The following is a 16,190-nucleotide window of genomic DNA, read 5'->3' as shown; positions in this document are numbered from 1 at the left end:
CTCATCGAACTCAGATGTGACAACATGTTCAGCTTAATAGCAAATTTTATGTAAATTTTGGCACGATAAAACCCATCATTAAGATGATTAATGATTGAAAATATTGAGTTAAGTTAATAAATAAATAATCGGCTAAATAGGAACAATACTAAAGAAGTTTTGAGCAGGCTCATCTAGCTTCAAACTCGGCTTTTTAGGTTGATGAGTATAAGCAATTAATGCTGTAATCAGATTTAGCATGAAATTATGCAAGCTCCGATGGCGAGAATGGACTAAATAACAAATATTTTTTAACTGGTCATTTACCGTTTCAATCAGCGAGCGTTTCCGAAGTGATATTTTGTCATCCATCAAGATGAGCTTGTTTTTCATATTAGATTTTAGTGGCGTAATTAGCTGCAATCCTTTATTTAATAATTCTTCAAATAGTTCTTTCTTAATATATCCTTTGTCTCCAAATATTTTTCCTGATATTCCCTGTGTCATTGATGGCAAATGTGTGCGGTCATCGACATTGCCAGGTGTGATTTTGCAGCTTAATATCTCTCCGCAATCATTAATAATTAAATGAAGCTTGAATCCAAAGTACCATCCCATAGAACTCTTACTCAGCTTGGCAGTTTCTTTGAAAACCTTATTTCTTTTAATTCTTTTTGGGTGACAAACTGGAATAGCCGTGCTATCCACGAAACTAATTCCAGTCACCTTACCTTGACGAGAGTTGAGATAATAAAGGCAAGCTATTAAAACATTTGGCATCAACTCCACCATTCTATTGTAACTAACCAACTTTGGAAAATAATCAGTTAAGTTTTGACAAACATTTTTGAGGTAATAATCCTTAAATGTTCGATAGCTTGACTGATGGAAATGAATAGAAATAGTCATGACCTCGCTCAGTGATAGGCCGCAGCGTTTTGGTAAGCTATTACCGTTGGCAGGGAAAGATATTGATGAAAAAGTTGCTAGCCAATCTTGGCAGAAATCATCTATTTCACAAAATAGTTCGGTTAAGTCCATCATCTAAGTGTGGTTTTCTAATATATATATTAATTTAACCAGAATCAGAGATTATACATAAGGGTTGCAATGCTATTTGTACTTTTATTTGCCGACCGCTCCTCAGAACTTTTAATAACTTATTAATTGTTAATTATTTGTAATTATCGATCGACGTTTTACTTCCAAGTCATTATCAATAATCAAAGCTTATTGATAATGACTTGGAAATATCTCATTTTAATAATTGATGTTTATGACTCAAGCACAGTCAGAGACTTGATTTGATGATGAGGCACAGCCTCATCGAACTCAGGTTTTCCAGGGCTACCCTACGTCATGCTCCACTCCCTCTCGCACTTGCTCATTACCACTGTATCCCTAGAGTGCGGCTATTCAGCTAGTGCGATTAAAGAGCGAGTTTATGCCAGCGAAAAGTATGGCTACGGCATCTTGCTCTACACGGGTTCTTCTGGCTCTGAGGGCACCCTCGGTGGCTTAGTACAAGTAGGCAAACGGATCGAATCGATCCTCGCCAACGCCCTAGAGTTTGGGAGACTCTGCTCGAACGATCCAGTCTGTGCCCAACATAAGCCAGCAGAAGCTAATGAAGAGCGATTCCTGCATGGAGCCGCCTGTCACGGTTGTCTGCTAATTGCCGAAACATCTTGTGAGAAAGGGAATGAATTTCTCGTTGGCGAAGCCTCTCCCTGGAGAATCGAGCATTGGTCGTTAACACTGTCGAAGATCGGGGTGCAGCCTTCTTCCCCGACTTTCTATGAGTGCCCCATTTCTCAAACTCAGTCGTCCATCGCTCGAAAGTCTGCTCAAGGCGATCGAATCTGGGCGGATCGCCTTCCCTATTTCACCTCCTGCACTAGCACTAGCGATCGCCTCAGCCCAAGTGCAGCCGTTGGCGTAGCCTACCGTAGGTAATCGCGAGTGAGTTAAATATGCTCTGGGAACAGGGGATGAATACCGCTAATCTTGTCTATCTACTGCGATCGATCTTAGCCGAACGCGAGTCCCAACAGACCCAACGAGACTCGATCGATCTAGTCTGGACGGGTGATGAGATCTTGGGAGCCAGCGGACGCGATACTAAAGTGGTCGTGCAAGAGCTATTTCGTATCGCCCAGCGATCGGTATTAATCTCCACCTACGCGATCGACAAAGGCGAAAATGCCGCAACCCTCTTTGGTGGACTAGCCGCCAAGATGGACAAAGATTTCCAGCTCCAAGTCAGACTGTTTATCAACATCAAGCGGGATTTCAAAGACACTACCCCAACGGCTATTTTAGTCAAAGAATATGCCCGTCGCTTTCGTGCGGAGATCTGGCCAGGAAAGCGAATTCCAGATATATTCTACGACCCGCGATCGTTAGAAATAGGCGGTCGCACTAGAGCTTGTCTCCATGCTAAATGCGTAGTTATCGATGAGGAATACCTGTTGGTGACTTCGGCAAATTTTACGGAAGCTGCACACGATCGAAATACTGAGGCTGGGGTGATGTTGAGGGATAAGTCAGCAGCGAAGGCTTTGAGCGATCAGTTTGAGACTTTAGCTGCACAGCAAATATTAAAACCTCTAATGCTTACCTCTAATTCATCGTCAGAAAAATGAGAGCAAGTAACCGTAAGTTTTGACAAAATTTTTAAGTAGAAATTCTTGAAATTGTGCCAAGCGATCTTTTTTATATCCAGTCGCGATGACTTTCTCCATCACGAATATATTGGTCGGAAATACTTCTAAGTGTTTCTGCAAAACGATGATATCCTGCATTCTCAACAGCTTCAGCTTTTTGTCTATATTGCTCGGCAAGCTTTCGCTCTGGTTTTCCCGTCGGATCGACCGAATAAACGCCGCGTGAGTTATATATTCCTGTTTCAAATCCTCTCCGCATCTTCTCTGAATCTTTTGCATTCAGTGCTTTGGCTACAGTATGATCGATCCACAACCCACTCGTGTCAGGTGGACAATGGATGAGAACTCCACCAATCTGAATTAGTGCCACTTCTAGATGACCTGATTCTTCACAAATTTCCTTCACATGCTGAAGCCAATTGGAAAAATGAGCATCATCAAGACTACCATTTGCTTGCATCCCAGGAGTAGTATGCCACTGCTGAAGTAATTGCCAAGCATTTGTTGCGATTGTTTTGGTTTGTTCAGATTGATTATCATTAGTAACTTCAAATTTCTTAGAGCGATAAATCAAACGAATCAATTCACAGAAAAATTCTGGACTACTAGCTAACCGATTTTCTATTTCTTTGGGATTTGCACCATGACGACCATCTAGCCAAGATAAATAAGCCCATTCTACACGGAAAAGATCTTCTCGTTCGATGACTGGATTCTTCTGAAGCATCTTAATCAGTTCGACTATATTGTGATACGAATTATTCACTAGATAAGATGGTTCTGATGAAGTTACCGCAACTAACAAAGCTTTGACACACGTATCTACATTTATTGATTGCTTTTGATAACGCATCATTCCTAAGTAGCCGATCGCAGCTAAAGGTCTTCCATACTCAATCAGTTTCTCAATTGCATGGTTTGAATTAGAGTCCGATCGGTAATTTGTATTAGTTTTGCGCCAATATTCTCCCTGTTCGTCTCCCAGCCACTCTGTTACACGATTCCAGGTTTCGCTGGTAAATGGTAGATAGCTGAGAAACTGACTAACCTGTCTACTATTCCATTCTGATTTGTCCAATTCATCAACCCAAGACCAACCATTAGTCTCTAAACGACTCAAGATATACCTAAAAATGAACAATGAGAGCTTGCTATTTTCTGATTCTAGATATGTAGGCAGCAAAAATGAATCTATTTCCCCCTCTCCCACATGCCCAAGAGCACAACCAATCGTCTCAGATTCTAGTGCCTGGGCTAATTGTAAAATCGACTCAATGCCACCTACTTCCAATATTTCTCGTACAGCTTTTTGACGGCGTTCATCGAGTTTTTGCTGTTGTTCTTCCCAATTACCATTCTCTTCAAAGAGTTCAAAGTCATGGTTCTCCAGTACCTAATGTGCTAATTAAATGAGAATCGAGGCAGTACAAGAGAAAGAAAATAAAATAAATATGTCAAAACTGCTGACGAGGAGAGGAAAAGCAAGATAATGAAGAGAGGAAGAAATAGTAAGAAGAGCGGCGGGCAGGGCAAGTGGCAACAAAAAAGGAACTCAAGCTACTAACGGAGCTATTAGGAATAGAAGGAATGCGAGTAGAGTCGCAGCGACAATATGAAGGAATAGGCATCATCTTACAGGTAGAAGCAATAAAGAAAGAAAGCAAATGCCATAGATGCGGAACGAAGAGTAGTAGCTTACATCAGAATAATAGATACATAGTAAAAGATTTGCCGTGGGGAGAGCAGCAAGTTCACCTAGAAATAAACAGAAGACAATTTAAATGTAAAAAATGTCAAAAACCATTTAGCGAACAACTAGAATTTGTTAAAGGCAGAAGAACATATACTTCAAGACTAGCTAAAAAAATCCTAGCAGAAGCACTAGAAGGAGATATTCAGAGCGTAGCTAGAACAGGAGTAATGACGACAGCAGAAATAGAGAGAATAATTGAAGACGCAGCAGCAGAGCTAAACGGAGAAAAGCCAACGGATTTAAGAAAACTGGGAATAGATGAAATAGCAATGGTAAAAGGACAAGGAAAATATTGTGCAGTATTAGTAGATATAGAGCGAGGAAAATTATTAGCAATAATCGAAAGCAGAAAGAGTGAAGAAATAGAGAAAATCCTGAAAGGATGGGGGACAGAGGTACTGGAAAGGATCGAAGAAGTCAGCATAGACTTATGGAAAGGGTATAAAAGCTTAGCGATAGAAGTGATGCCTAATGCTCAAGTAGTAGCAGACAGATTTCATGTAACAGCGCAAATAAATAGTGAGTTAGATAAGCTGAGAAAACAAGAAAAAAGAGCGATAGAGGCTAAACTTAAATCCGCAAAGACATTAGAGCAAAAGAATGAATACACTCGGCAATTGGCAGTAATAAAATCGAGTAAATATGCGCTGCTAAAAAATGAAAAAGAGTTAAGAGAGGAGAAAGAACAAGAGAAGCTCAAGCAGGTTAGAGAAGAATTTGCCAACATTAGGGCAGCACATCTACTCAAAGAAAAATGGAGAGAGATAATGGAAAAAACAACATCGTGGATGAGAGGACTATTGAAAATTAGACATTGGCTGGTAAGAGCCAAGCAGCATTTGCCAAATAGTTGTGGCACAATCTCGCGATGGTTAACAGAGATAGTTGCTTACTTTGATGAGCGAACTACTAGTGGTGTAGTTGAGGGAATTAATAATAAGATTAAGCTCATCAAGCGTACTGCTTATGGCTTCACTAATTTCAACAACTTCCGAAACAGATGCTTGCTAACTTGGAGATTCAATTATTGATTTAGCACATTAGGTACTGGAGAACCAAAGTCATTATCAGAGAATAGGTGCTGATAGAGATGAAAAGGATTTGATGGAGCCAGCTTTTCTGCAACTGCTTCGATCCGCAAAAGATATTCATCTTTCAATGCCCATTCTGTATCGTGAAAGCGTCGATGTTTAGATGTGAATTTTATGAGACTCTCCCACAGAGGCAAACGTTTGTCTTCAGGCAATCTTACGATCGCCTCCGACGATAAAACTTCCAGCAAACGATCAAATGCAGGTTTGGGTAAGTTATCGAAATGATTAATAAGCTCACTAAGTTTTGCTCGATCTTCTCCCGCTTCTGTAACAGCGATTTCAGTATAAGAGGATACCTGTGCCCAATATTCCTGATAGTTAACTTTCCCCGAATCTTCAGGTATGGAATAACGCCATGATGGTTTATGAGAACCCATTGACGTTTGATGTTGATTTGGAAGTAGACCGAGTAGTAATTGCCATGCAACTTCTGGAAATTCTTGGCATAGTGTTTTAACAACAATCTTTTGCTTGTCTTTTGAAGCCAGAGTCTGAGGAAGCCAAGGGAGCAAGATTGTTAACAAGGACTTAGCTGGACGGTTTCCCCAGTTTCCACCTGGATCGTGGCTGGCAAGTTCGCCTAGAATTACACAAGCGCGAACTAGATATTGCTCATCCCAAGCGACTCCTTCTAGTGCCCATAGCAATCCAGTTAGATAATTACGCCCAGTTATAGAATTACCTTCTTGGGCAAACAATTCATCAAATGGACAAGGTGATAAGCTTAACGCCTTCTCTACTGCATCCAAAAATTCTTTTGGTGCTGCCTCTGCTAATAGAGGCAGTAAACTATTTAAACTGCCCCATAATACCCAATCCGCAGCCGCAAATATTTCACGAACAGACATAATAGCAGTACTTTCAGCCTTCCCGCGAGAGCAGTTAACTAATGCAGTATGTTTACTACCAAGTATAGCTAAACCCTCAGCTAAACCCTTTCTCATATCTGAGGAATATTCCAGCACCTTACCATAAATACTTGCCACATAGCGTCCCTCTTTAGGTAGCTCAAAAGAAGGGTGTCGCTCCGTCAGGACAGCAATAGCTAATTCTTTGAAAGTATCTAGATGGTTATCAAATATGCGCGAACCTAGAACTTCCCATAAATTACCCCGTTCGATTGCTTGCCAAGCTCCATTTTTCAACAACAACGGAGAATTAGGTTGATGAATAATTTCCCTGGCTTTTAAAATCCAAGTCGAATAAGTTTGAGCCGTTAATTTGGCGACAACAGAAGTATCAACTTCGTTGTTCTCATTCCACGCACCAACCAAATTTGCTAGTGCAAGATCGGTTGCATACTCGTGATTGCTCCAATCTACTTCAACTAGTTCTGTCTGAGTTGTTAATTCTTTGGGAATATAGGTAAGAGATGGCTGCTTGAAGACCTCTCTTAAATCTTCGGGGAGCTTTTCTGTCACGATCGTTCCTGCATCTTGATTCCAAGTCTGAACGATATCCACAACTCTCGACCAAACCCACTGTGGAGTTTGTTGGTTGAATTGTGAAATATGAGAGTGCAGTAGGGATAGCGCAACGCCAACTTCCTCCCCCAGATCGTAGCCAAGCAAATGAAAATGATTGAGAAATGAATAAAGTTCCTCATCAGAAACCTCTGAATTATTGTTAGCTAATTTCAAATGGTGTCGAATAACGTCCAATTTTTCACTGCTCTTTGCAGGGCTGAATTTAGCCTGATCGACATTTCTATAGAACTCCTCTACATCTTTAGTGTGCCTAGCTTGACTCAACAACCACTGTACATTGTGAGAATCTGTTGCATTCAGTGCGCCAGTAATAAGCGCGATAATGTCCTTACCTCTTGTAAACACATCAGGATTATTAAAATCATTCCACGCGGCCTGAATTACTTCTGCAAAAATATTGTTAGCTTTAGTGATACTGATCGAGTGTTTTACCTGTCCAATTAGTTTCCGTCTTTCTTGAGTATTTTGATTTTCAACGAACACGATGATGTCGTCAGTATCAAATCCATCTATTTTGCCTTGTAGCTTAATCTCGCAAATCGGCCAACAAGGGAGGCATGGTGCATATCCTCCAGTAAGCATTAGCACAACAAATGAAGCCTGAATATGAGCTTCAAAATGTCCGCCACCGCCTCCAGTAGAAAAAGGATTGCTAAGTTGTTTTTTATTTGGATTCATTCTACCCTCGCTGAATTACAATAATAGACTGATACATGAAATATTTATATACAAAACCGATTTTCTGGCATCCGATCTCAAGATTCCTACCCCTGGGAAATCTCAGAGATGAAGAGCGTCGAGCTTCTGGCGAAAAGTCGAAATCAGACTCAACCTTTCCAGGTGATTCCTCCGCTTCCCAGCCTTCTGATACTTCGATCGATACATCCGATCGAACCACTGGAGAAAATATCCCAAATTCGGCTGCTCGAGCCATACACGATCGTACATCTCGACAACAACGCATCTAATTCTCGATTGCTAGATGGCAACTTGAGTTGATGCAAACTACCACCTGGATTGTATAGACACAGAGCCGTAGACATCATCAGCAGCGACAATTGCGACAGATCGAAAGCATCAAGTAGAGATGTTCGTTGGCGCGGACTCTCCTTTGGAGAATCAAGAGTACCCGCACTATCTCCAGCCACCCCACACCTACGAGCCACCAAGCTGCTCAAATTATCCTGCCCCAACCCTAAATCGGCAATAGGAGCCTCCCTAAAATTGAAACCACACCCACACTGCCAATCATTCTTCAAGTCATCTCACCGCCATCCTGACTGACACTGAGGACAAGTATCCACCAACAACCATTTGTGAATATGACAACTGGTGTAGAGCCACAAAGCCCAGTGTTGATGATAGTATCCCGTCTCCGCTAGACAATGCGGACAAACCTTCAGCTTCTCCCGCTCCAACCACTGATACTCCAAAGTCGCCCCATAAGCTCGTACAGATCGATCGTCGATAACTGGAAATACCATCTCCCACAATCTCGACTCCATTACCCCCGTTGCCGCACTCAACCGCTCCAGGCTGGTAATATCTTTGGATAGATAGTTGAATTTGTGCAAATCGGACTGGATATCGACATATTCAGAAACGACCTTGTAATTAGCATAACCATTAGCTCCCGTAACTCGCAGCAAATAGCTAGACAGTATCTCATTCACCCCAGGGCGGGGTCTACGCAAGAATCGCATATTTTATTATTTTCGGAAAACTTCCTTAACACTGTCTCTTTTCCTCCTACCAGTCGTCTCATCGAACTTAGAATCTTGTTCGTAGGCAGCTTCTAGCTCAAACTTATTCCCTAAGAATGGATCGGTTTTTTTGAAAAACTTGTCATGTTTGAGATGCTTGTCGTAGATAACGCCTAGAATACTGAGATCCAATCGATCGAGATCTTGCTCGATCGCCAAAGTAGCCCCCTTCCGAATCAACGTCATTACATGCCCAATTGTCCCATCAGTAGCATAGTAGATCCGCTCAGATAGCGACTTTTCAGCCAGCTCTAATTTCGTCGCCAATGGCAATTGGCTCTCGACCTCGTTTGATTAATCGTCGTACCTTTGTTATGCAAAGGATCGCCGAGCTTTTTCAATAGGGCTTCAACAAGTCCTTTCACTGTCGCCGCAGCAGGAATTGTTGCATAAATTATCGGCACAACGCTACCTTCTTCTGTTTCCTGACTAGGATAGTTCTGAGCATAAGTTTTATAGATAGTCGTTTTTCCAGCACCTGTAGAACCCATCAATAGCAGGCAATCGGGATCGTCATCCCCCTTAATATTGGGACTATCATGACAGCGATCGATATCTTCTAGTACTTGGTTAAATAATGGATAACCTGCATAAACCTAATTTGCAATTGAGATCCTTTCTCTAGTTGTCTTCTTGTCTGTATCGTCTGACATGAGCTAAATATTGCGAGAAGTTTCCAGAACGTAATTACTAATAGCCAGCTCAACAATTAGCTTGAGTTGCAGAGATCGTCATCGCTGACGAGGTTTCCACTGTGGCAATCCTACGCTAGCCTGAGATTTTGTTTCCTGCTTTTCAACTTCAGGTGCAGATTTTTCCACACCACTCGAACTATTTTCTGATGAGATTGAGTCTGCTGACAAATCTGGAACTTGCTGCTCGGAAACGATTACAGGTTCTCGATCGGCACTTTTATCGAGAACTTTCTTGTTGTCCAGTTTAGTTTTCGATCTAGATTTGCGAGTTGCTGTTTTCTCTGTAATTGGTGGTAACAATTTAGCCTGAGTGTTTATGGTACTCTTCTTAGCATCAATACCTTTACTTTCTTCTGGTTGAAATGATTCCTCTTTTGTAGAGATTTACTTTTTCTCCTCCGCAGCATCAAATGCACTGGAGAAATCAGGAATACCTAAGTTTATATTGCTTGAAATCAGTGGTTCTATTTCACTAATTATATCATCAATACGATTGGATTCTTCTGATATTTTCAATGACTCCTCTTGCGATCGAATCACATTTTCACCTCTACCAGTTCCTAAGAACTTGATTATTTGTTTAGATGTCTTAGCCACTTTTGTTTCCTTGAGTGCTTCAGCCACAATATTCTGGATTGCCTGTTTTGCTAAAGCCAATGCAACAATATCTACTTTCTGAGATTGATTAGCCACATACCGCTGGATAATCCGATGTTGAGCGAGTGAAAGATTTTGAGTATAGTTTTGATTGATAGCTGGAACTGCTAGATATTCTCTAGTACTAGGGTCAAAGACGTGAATAACAGAGAGATCGTTGCGATTATATTCGATCTTAGCCTTCTCCTTTCCTCTGATCCTTTCTCTTCTTCGACCATCTTCCGTCTCATGGTGTTGACGCAGCAACTGCAATCGATCGCTATTGTAGAACAGATAATTAAATTCAATTCCTGCTTTACTAATTACCCGTTCTTCAACATCACCCAACAGAGCTTTCAAGCTATCATCAGAACTGGGTATTGAAATAGGATAAGACTGAATAGCCTGCTTCCATACTTCGGCGCGAGGACTTTTTAGCTGAGTATGGCCACTTTGATTGTGTATATCTACAATAAAGTGGTGAAGTATCTCTTGCAATCCATCTAATGTGACAACTGATTGCTTTTTCGGATCGTAATCGCTTTCTTTCAATAGTTGCAAGCATCGTCCTGGAATACTCCCAGTTAGCTGTGTTTTCAAACTACCAAAGAATCTTTCGATCGCAGCCTTATACCAAGGCATCCGAACTGGTGCAAAATCTAGATTTATTTTTAGCTCTCTGCAAGCATCTTCCAAGGATCTACCCGTAAAGTCCGTACCATTATCAACCTTGAGATTTTCCATTAAGCCATAAGATGTCCAATTATTCTTAACGGACTTATATGTCGCTCTTACATAGTCTTTCGGACGAATGCTATGTAACAGGCAATACATAACCGACAGATAACTCGGCGGCTCAAAAGTCAAATAGTAGCCAACAACTGTTTGAGAATAGACATCGATGGCTGCTGTCAACCAAGGGCAACCGACGGGTAATCGATAGTCATTATCAAGCACATAAAAAGGTAACATACTATGATCGATCGCCACAATCTCTAATGGTCTAGTTGGATTAAGACCCTGACCAACAGATACAGCCTGATAGATTAAATTTGCAGTTTTCTCTTACCCAACCTTTTTTCATCCCTTTCTCTTGGTGCTAAATCATTGACTGCACGCAGAGTAGTCATGTAATTAGGGATTTTCAGCTCTGGTAAGCTGAGATTTTTTCGGCGTTGGTTCTCTTCTACAATTAAGACAATTACTCGATCGTGAGCATCCTTAGCCGAAGCCTGATTGGAATTTAGATAAATTTCCGAGATCGCCTGTTCGATCGTACTACTAACTTCTGGCTGAATTCGAGCTGTCCGATTACCTTTCTTACTGCTACTCGATACCAATGAATGGATATTACCCTCTGACTGCTTGTATTTTTTCAGCCATCGATAGACAGTAATATGCGAAGGCTGGGGTTTATCCTTGATTTCTCGATCGATACCCTCATCTATTTGCAATCGATCGTACACATCTTGGATAATTGGCTCTAGAACTTGTGGCGTAGATTTATTTACCCCCTGCTCTAAAATTGCCATCACATACTTTTCTCGCCGAATCGCCTCATTCCGATCTGTCTCATCTAAGTCTGGAAAAGCAATATGTTGCTGAGATTTTGCCGTGATAAATGTCAGCTCTCCCTTGAACAGAAAATTTCTGATTATTTCCGCTGACAAATTACTATGTTGCCCAGTCACCATATGGAGAATTCTCCACTCGCTGGGATTTACCCGTTCGACTAACTGATATTCCTTTCCATGTAGCTCAAACTTCAAACCATCCTTGAGTATTATTCTAGCCATTGAATAGTATTCTCCAATCTATTTTTGCCGCGACTGATACGATCGAGCTATTCGCTGTAATCGGTTGCTGGATATCGAGTTCCACTAAATTATGAAATAGCAACTTAAACAGCACATTCCGCCGAATCCTCTGCTGGTCTAATATTTGAAATATATCTAATAGAGAAGCTGGTGCATTCGATCGAGCAATTTCCCAACAATCTCGATACTCATCAATGCTAAAGCTTTCTCTTGCATATCCATAGAGCAACTTAATATTCGAGAGGATTGGCTCCCTGCGAATTTCTGCCTCAGTTAGAACAACAAATGTCCATCCTGTCTCGTCATATAGTCCAGACAACATCTGGTACAAGCGATCGTACTTTTCACTCTTGACAGTCTTCTGAGACTTAACTTCAATAATTTGCTTCTTCTGATAGCGGACGACCTGGAAATCTGGAGTATGGCTTTTCTCCTTCCCGTTACTTTGGTAATTTACTACAATTCCTGGCATATTGTAAGACAGAACATCTGTGTCAAACTCTAGCCAGTACATAAAATCCTTCTGCAACAGAGAGTTGTATCGGAAACTAGTTTCCATCTTACAACTACTAAAATTACCGATATTCTGCTTTGGTCGCCGATTCTTAGTTGTCAGTCTTGAAATGACCATAGAGTATCTCGGATAATTATGAGATACGATTATTAGATCAAGTGGTGCCTTGTTATTTCATCTTATGTGTAAATAAATTTCAGGTTATGCGTAGATATTTCACCTTATGTGTGAGTATTTCACTTTATGTGTAGACCGACACAAGACCGACAGATCTACACCAACTCCGCCAAAATCTTCGTAACTTCCCCCTGATGATGCCGCCGGTTATCGTCGTAGCGAGTGAGTGTATTCAAATCCGCATGACGACTTAACTTCTGCACCCGACGCGTATCCCCATTCGTCGCATCCAAAGCCGCTGTAATCGCACTGTGACGCACGCGGTGCGGACTCATCACTTTATATATCCCCGCTGCTGCACTCGTCTCTCTGACGAGATTATAGATCGCATTGCCGCTCAATCGATGCCCCTTCGTAGCCCGATCGAGCGTACAAAATAACGGCTCGCTGGCTTTACATTTCCCCCGCAATTCCAACCACGCTTGAATCGCCTGTACCGACTGACGACTGAGATCGATCGACTCCCGCTGCACCTTCCCCTTCCCAATAATCCACAATTTACACCCGATCGGATCGAAATCCTTCACATTCGCCTGACATAATTCCGCCCGCCGGAGTGCGTTATCCCACAATAACCGCAAGATTGCATAATCCCTGACACCCTTAATTGTCTCGCGATCGCACATCCCGATCGTCAACTGATACTCCGTCGGATTCACCCCCGAAGTATCCCGATAATTCTCCACCCGCACCCCTTCGACATCCGCCAAATCGTAGTGACATTCCCCCACTTTGCGCGCATAACCCACCAAGCTTTTAATCGCCGCCAGTCGAGTATTAATAGTAGAAGGAGCCAACCCTTTATCGGTTAATATCCGTCGATACCTCAATACTAACGTCATCGCCTGATAGCGATCGAGTTTCAAAAATTCCCCCACTAATGCTGGTGTCGGCGCAGCCTGAGCGACTTGCATGAAAAAGTCCACCAATGCCTTAGTATACGTCCGCCGCGTATTGGGCGATCGCCTGTCGGCAATGAGTTCCTGAAGTAAATCCCGCTGGGCGATATCTTGCAGGGATAGGGGGGATGCGACGATGGTGGAGAGTAAGGTCACTTCGATTGTGGATTGTGGATTGTGGATTGACCTCTCCTTGAAAGAATGCTCGATTCTCTTTCAGATAGGCTACGCCAACGCTAATAACCGGATTGCCCTCAATCTTACCCGAATACTTTGTCGGAGATCGATTCCTGGTGTCATATTCCCAGACTAATATTTGGTATTGGCTCGACAAATCGATCGAGATCCAATTGCTATCCAATAACATTCATCCGAAATTGCACCATGTCCTGACTCGCATTAAAGTGTAAGGCAATTCGATCGATGGTCATCTTTTTTTGAATTGCCCACAATAAACCACGTCTGGGAATCTGCAAACACCCACCCAAATATACTGCTTCATCTTCGTCTTGTTGCCGACGTTGAGGTAATCCAGTGCTAGGATCGTAAGGAACCATTTCATGCTTGAGGATGATATGGGCGAATTCATGCATCAAATTAGAATTTTGTCTAGTAATAGCATGACGAGAATTATGAACTATCACAAGCGGATTTTTACGGATAATTACTGCTGACCAATTATTGCTATTACTTAAAAGTTTGACTTGCTCTATCTCTGCATCTGGAAGTGTTTCTGGCGTGTGAATTGTTGCTTTTAAATCTTGCGCCAAAACGCTCGTCAGCAATGGCTGATAAACTTTTAAACCCAACTGGTGAAATTTTTCGCTAGCGATCCCTTCTAATCTCTGCCTATTCTCGGTCGATAAGCTAGTTATCAATCCCACTAGAAACTACTCCTTATCTTGAATTCGATCGATGGCTACCTCATTTTTAGTTTGAGATAGATCTTTATATGCTGCTGTAACTAATGATGCTAAAGCATTAGCGATCGCTGGATCGAGATTACGATCGGCTCGTAAATGAATCGTAATCGCTTCAGGCGTATTGGGAGCTTTTTCGTCTTCGGTATTTTTAATTAGCTCTGCTGCTGGTACTTCCAACCAATCGCATAAAGCTAAAAAAGTCTCCATATCTGGAGTTTTGCCATTTTCAACGCGGGAGATAGTAGAAGGACTGACATTGCCAATTTCTTTGGCTGTTTCTCGCAATCCGCGTGTCAGACGCTTATTCCGCACTAGATTAGCCAATTTATCCATATCTAAATAATTTGCCATTGCCTTGTCTCACAAAAGATTTGTTTTTTTCTTGCTTGACACAGTAGGGAGAGTGTGTGTATGCTTAATGAAACGATTGTATCGCTAGTGAGTCGCAATGACCATCTCACATCTTGTAGTAATTTCGTATCGAGGATAGAGAGCGGATGCGTGTCGTGCGAGTTTTGTGGGAGTAGAACCAGAGTTCGACAGCCTCTACACGATCCCAAAGATCGAGCAGTCTAGAAAGGTTTCACAGGATTTTAGGTTTCAATCTCCAGATTTAGGATAGTAGCAAAGGAGCGATTTGAATGGTTGCTAGTAGAACAGAAGTTTTTGATTATCTAGTATTTGGAGTAAAAGAGTATCTAGAACGAGACAAAAAATATCCTTATCCAGATTTACTGCGCCACGCAATGAATGCTTTATCGCTAGAGATGAAGAAAAGTGTTCCTTTTCCCAAAACAATACATGGATTTTTGCTGTTATTGGAAAATCCTATAAAAGATTGGTGTCCGAGTAATTTTATTCCCACCGAATTCGATCGCGATTTTGGATTGCTGGATGAAGGTAGTCTTAGCGAAGCTGCTAATGAGTATCTGTATGAGGATTTGATAAGTAAGGGTGGAGTTCCTGAAAATGCCAGTCCTTATGCTCAGCAGTTAGCGATCGACAACAAAAAATTTATTAGTGTTTTAGATAAGCTTAGAGATATTTACAACGATACTAATCCAGATTTAGCACAACAAGAGTATATATTGTTTCGTCGCTTTATCATCCAAAACCCATACGCTTCTTCCAAGAAAATCAGAGATAAGTTTTTTAAGTGCAAATACATTTCTATCGAAGATATTGGGGCATTATACGAAGATTGTGACGAAACCCAAACTTATTGGTGCTGCACTCACTGTGGAATATTATCTGAAAAATATGGGAATTTGAAAGGTATAAAACCTCGTTTGTGTATAAATCATCACCAAAAACACTCGTGTGTATACAAGGTTAAATGGGAAACAGATTTACAGCGGATTAAAGATGGCATTCATCAACGAGTTTGTTTTCCTGGGATTCCCGAACTTAATTTATATTCAGCGTTACAAGAGTTGAGTGAAACTCACCCAGACTATTTACAGCAAGTCAAGTTATATCCAGGCTTGGATCGATACGATTTGCAGTTACATTTTGGAGATAGCACCATATGGGCGATCGATTTCAAAGATGTACGAGATCCTTATAAGCTAGCAATAAATCTCAAACCTCTATATAGCGAGGGAAATTTACATCATGATGAAAGTTTTTACGTCATTAGCGATCGCTGTATTCAAGCTACTCCAGATTATGTCGAGATTGCTCGTAAAGCGGCACCAAGCTTGCCTGCGAAGACTCATCTAATGAGTGCAAAGGTTTTTAAAAACAAAGTAGCTAATAAAATTAGCGCATTACAAAAGGAGGAATAG

17 protein-coding genes and 2 pseudogenes are annotated in these 16,190 nt (G+C 41.5%); 5 read left to right on the top strand and 14 right to left on the bottom strand.

Features of this window, described 5'->3' with window-relative positions:
• Positions 1-132 precede the first annotated feature (132 nt).
• Positions 133-1,020 carry an IS982 family transposase gene (locus tag CHA6605_RS05490; RefSeq protein WP_015329006.1) on the bottom strand — a complete coding sequence of 296 codons (888 nt, stop codon included), beginning with the start codon at positions 1,018-1,020 and terminating at the stop codon, positions 133-135.
• Positions 1,021-1,317: 297 nt separating this feature from the next.
• Here CHA6605_RS05490 and CHA6605_RS32530 point away from each other — a divergent pair.
• From CHA6605_RS32530 to drmC, 3 genes and pseudogenes are all read left to right on the top strand, one after another.
• A pseudogene (locus CHA6605_RS32530) lies at positions 1,318-1,781 on the top strand (Zn-binding domain-containing protein); the annotation flags it as partial.
• Complete coding sequence (locus tag CHA6605_RS37075; RefSeq protein WP_198288437.1) at positions 1,778-1,921, top strand: hypothetical protein; 144 nt, start codon at positions 1,778-1,780, stop codon at positions 1,919-1,921. The pseudogene CHA6605_RS32530 and the gene CHA6605_RS37075, both read left to right, overlap by 4 nt.
• A 31-nt stretch (positions 1,922-1,952) precedes the next feature.
• Positions 1,953-2,624 (top strand): DISARM system phospholipase D-like protein DrmC, encoded by a 672-nt coding sequence (drmC, locus tag CHA6605_RS05485; protein WP_015158532.1) that lies wholly within the window; start codon positions 1,953-1,955, stop codon positions 2,622-2,624.
• 70 nt (positions 2,625-2,694) lie between these two features.
• Here drmC and CHA6605_RS05480 read toward each other — a convergent pair whose 3' ends face one another.
• Positions 2,695-3,765, bottom strand: coding sequence for a hypothetical protein (locus tag CHA6605_RS05480; protein WP_157259832.1), 1,071 nt, complete (start codon positions 3,763-3,765; stop codon positions 2,695-2,697).
• Positions 3,766-4,232: 467 nt separating this feature from the next.
• Here CHA6605_RS05480 and CHA6605_RS05475 point away from each other — a divergent pair, with 467 nt between their 5' ends.
• The gene (locus tag CHA6605_RS05475; protein ID WP_015158531.1) at positions 4,233-5,429 is read left to right on the top strand and encodes an ISL3 family transposase; all 1,197 of its coding nucleotides are present in this window, start codon (positions 4,233-4,235) and stop codon (positions 5,427-5,429) included.
• Here the strand turns inward: CHA6605_RS05475 and CHA6605_RS05470 are convergent.
• From CHA6605_RS05470 to CHA6605_RS05420, 12 genes and pseudogenes are all read right to left on the bottom strand, one after another.
• Positions 5,423-7,657, bottom strand: coding sequence for a hypothetical protein (locus CHA6605_RS05470; protein ID WP_051038710.1), 2,235 nt, complete (start codon positions 7,655-7,657; stop codon positions 5,423-5,425). The two genes, CHA6605_RS05475 and CHA6605_RS05470, sit on opposite strands and share 7 nt — an antisense overlap.
• 149 nt (positions 7,658-7,806) lie before the next feature.
• On the bottom strand, positions 7,807-8,238 hold the full coding sequence (locus tag CHA6605_RS33695; RefSeq protein ID WP_157259830.1) for a hypothetical protein: 432 nt from the start codon (positions 8,236-8,238) through the stop codon (positions 7,807-7,809).
• A gap of 6 nt (positions 8,239-8,244) precedes the next feature.
• Positions 8,245-8,673, bottom strand: a complete 429-nt coding sequence (locus CHA6605_RS05460) for a TniQ family protein (protein WP_198288436.1) — start codon at positions 8,671-8,673, stop codon at positions 8,245-8,247.
• 15 nt (positions 8,674-8,688) lie between these two features.
• Positions 8,689-9,009 (bottom strand): hypothetical protein, encoded by a 321-nt coding sequence (locus tag CHA6605_RS05455; protein WP_041547621.1) that lies wholly within the window; start codon positions 9,007-9,009, stop codon positions 8,689-8,691.
• Positions 8,994-9,320: pseudogene (locus CHA6605_RS05450) on the bottom strand (TniB family NTP-binding protein); the annotation flags it as partial. The gene CHA6605_RS05455 and the pseudogene CHA6605_RS05450, both read right to left, overlap by 16 nt.
• 153 nt (positions 9,321-9,473) lie before the next feature.
• Entirely contained in the window at positions 9,474-9,737 is a 264-nt protein-coding gene (locus CHA6605_RS05445; RefSeq protein WP_041547619.1) for a hypothetical protein, read from the bottom strand.
• An 84-nt stretch (positions 9,738-9,821) separates the two neighbouring features.
• Complete coding sequence (locus tag CHA6605_RS31325; protein ID WP_051038708.1) at positions 9,822-11,045, bottom strand: Mu transposase C-terminal domain-containing protein; 1,224 nt, start codon at positions 11,043-11,045, stop codon at positions 9,822-9,824.
• Positions 11,046-11,119: 74 nt separating this feature from the next.
• Positions 11,120-11,869: a hypothetical protein gene (locus CHA6605_RS31320; protein WP_051038706.1), complete on the bottom strand. Its 750-nt coding sequence runs from the start codon at positions 11,867-11,869 to the stop codon at positions 11,120-11,122.
• On the bottom strand, positions 11,862-12,449 hold the full coding sequence (locus tag CHA6605_RS31315) for a TnsA endonuclease N-terminal domain-containing protein (RefSeq protein WP_051038704.1): 588 nt from the start codon (positions 12,447-12,449) through the stop codon (positions 11,862-11,864). The genes CHA6605_RS31320 and CHA6605_RS31315 overlap by 8 nt, the downstream gene beginning before the upstream one ends.
• Before the next feature lie 227 nt (positions 12,450-12,676).
• The gene (locus CHA6605_RS05430; RefSeq protein ID WP_015158527.1) at positions 12,677-13,636 is read right to left on the bottom strand and encodes a tyrosine-type recombinase/integrase; all 960 of its coding nucleotides are present in this window, start codon (positions 13,634-13,636) and stop codon (positions 12,677-12,679) included.
• 197 nt (positions 13,637-13,833) lie between these two features.
• Positions 13,834-14,364, bottom strand: coding sequence for an ImmA/IrrE family metallo-endopeptidase (locus CHA6605_RS05425; RefSeq protein WP_015158526.1), 531 nt, complete (start codon positions 14,362-14,364; stop codon positions 13,834-13,836).
• A 6-nt stretch (positions 14,365-14,370) separates the two neighbouring features.
• Positions 14,371-14,754 (bottom strand): helix-turn-helix domain-containing protein, encoded by a 384-nt coding sequence (locus tag CHA6605_RS05420; protein WP_015158525.1) that lies wholly within the window; start codon positions 14,752-14,754, stop codon positions 14,371-14,373.
• Between the two features lie 290 nt (positions 14,755-15,044).
• Here CHA6605_RS05420 and CHA6605_RS05415 point away from each other — a divergent pair, with 290 nt between their 5' ends.
• Entirely contained in the window at positions 15,045-16,190 is a 1,146-nt protein-coding gene (locus CHA6605_RS05415; protein WP_015158524.1) for a restriction endonuclease-related protein, read from the top strand.

Source organism: Chamaesiphon minutus PCC 6605, from assembly GCF_000317145.1.
Classification (GTDB): Bacteria; Cyanobacteriota; Cyanobacteriia; order Cyanobacteriales; family Chamaesiphonaceae; genus Chamaesiphon; species Chamaesiphon minutus.
This window is presented reverse-complemented; position numbering and strand designations above follow the sequence as displayed.

Coding starts and splice junctions, on each gene's coding strand:
- CHA6605_RS37075 (WP_198288437.1), top strand. CDS start 1,778: ATGAGTGCCCCATTTCTCAAACTCAGTCGTCCATCGCTCGAAAGTCTG.
- CHA6605_RS31325 (WP_051038708.1), bottom strand. CDS start 11,045: ATGTTACCTTTTTATGTGCTTGATAATGACTATCGATTACCCGTCGGT.
- CHA6605_RS05420 (WP_015158525.1), bottom strand. CDS start 14,754: ATGGCAAATTATTTAGATATGGATAAATTGGCTAATCTAGTGCGGAAT.
- CHA6605_RS05475 (WP_015158531.1), top strand. CDS start 4,233: ATGCGAGTAGAGTCGCAGCGACAATATGAAGGAATAGGCATCATCTTA.
- CHA6605_RS05490 (WP_015329006.1), bottom strand. CDS start 1,020: ATGGACTTAACCGAACTATTTTGTGAAATAGATGATTTCTGCCAAGAT.
- drmC (WP_015158532.1), top strand. CDS start 1,953: ATGCTCTGGGAACAGGGGATGAATACCGCTAATCTTGTCTATCTACTG.
- CHA6605_RS31320 (WP_051038706.1), bottom strand. CDS start 11,869: ATGGCTAGAATAATACTCAAGGATGGTTTGAAGTTTGAGCTACATGGA.
- CHA6605_RS05415 (WP_015158524.1), top strand. CDS start 15,045: ATGGTTGCTAGTAGAACAGAAGTTTTTGATTATCTAGTATTTGGAGTA.
- CHA6605_RS31315 (WP_051038704.1), bottom strand. CDS start 12,449: ATGGAAACTAGTTTCCGATACAACTCTCTGTTGCAGAAGGATTTTATG.
- CHA6605_RS05470 (WP_051038710.1), bottom strand. CDS start 7,657: ATGAATCCAAATAAAAAACAACTTAGCAATCCTTTTTCTACTGGAGGC.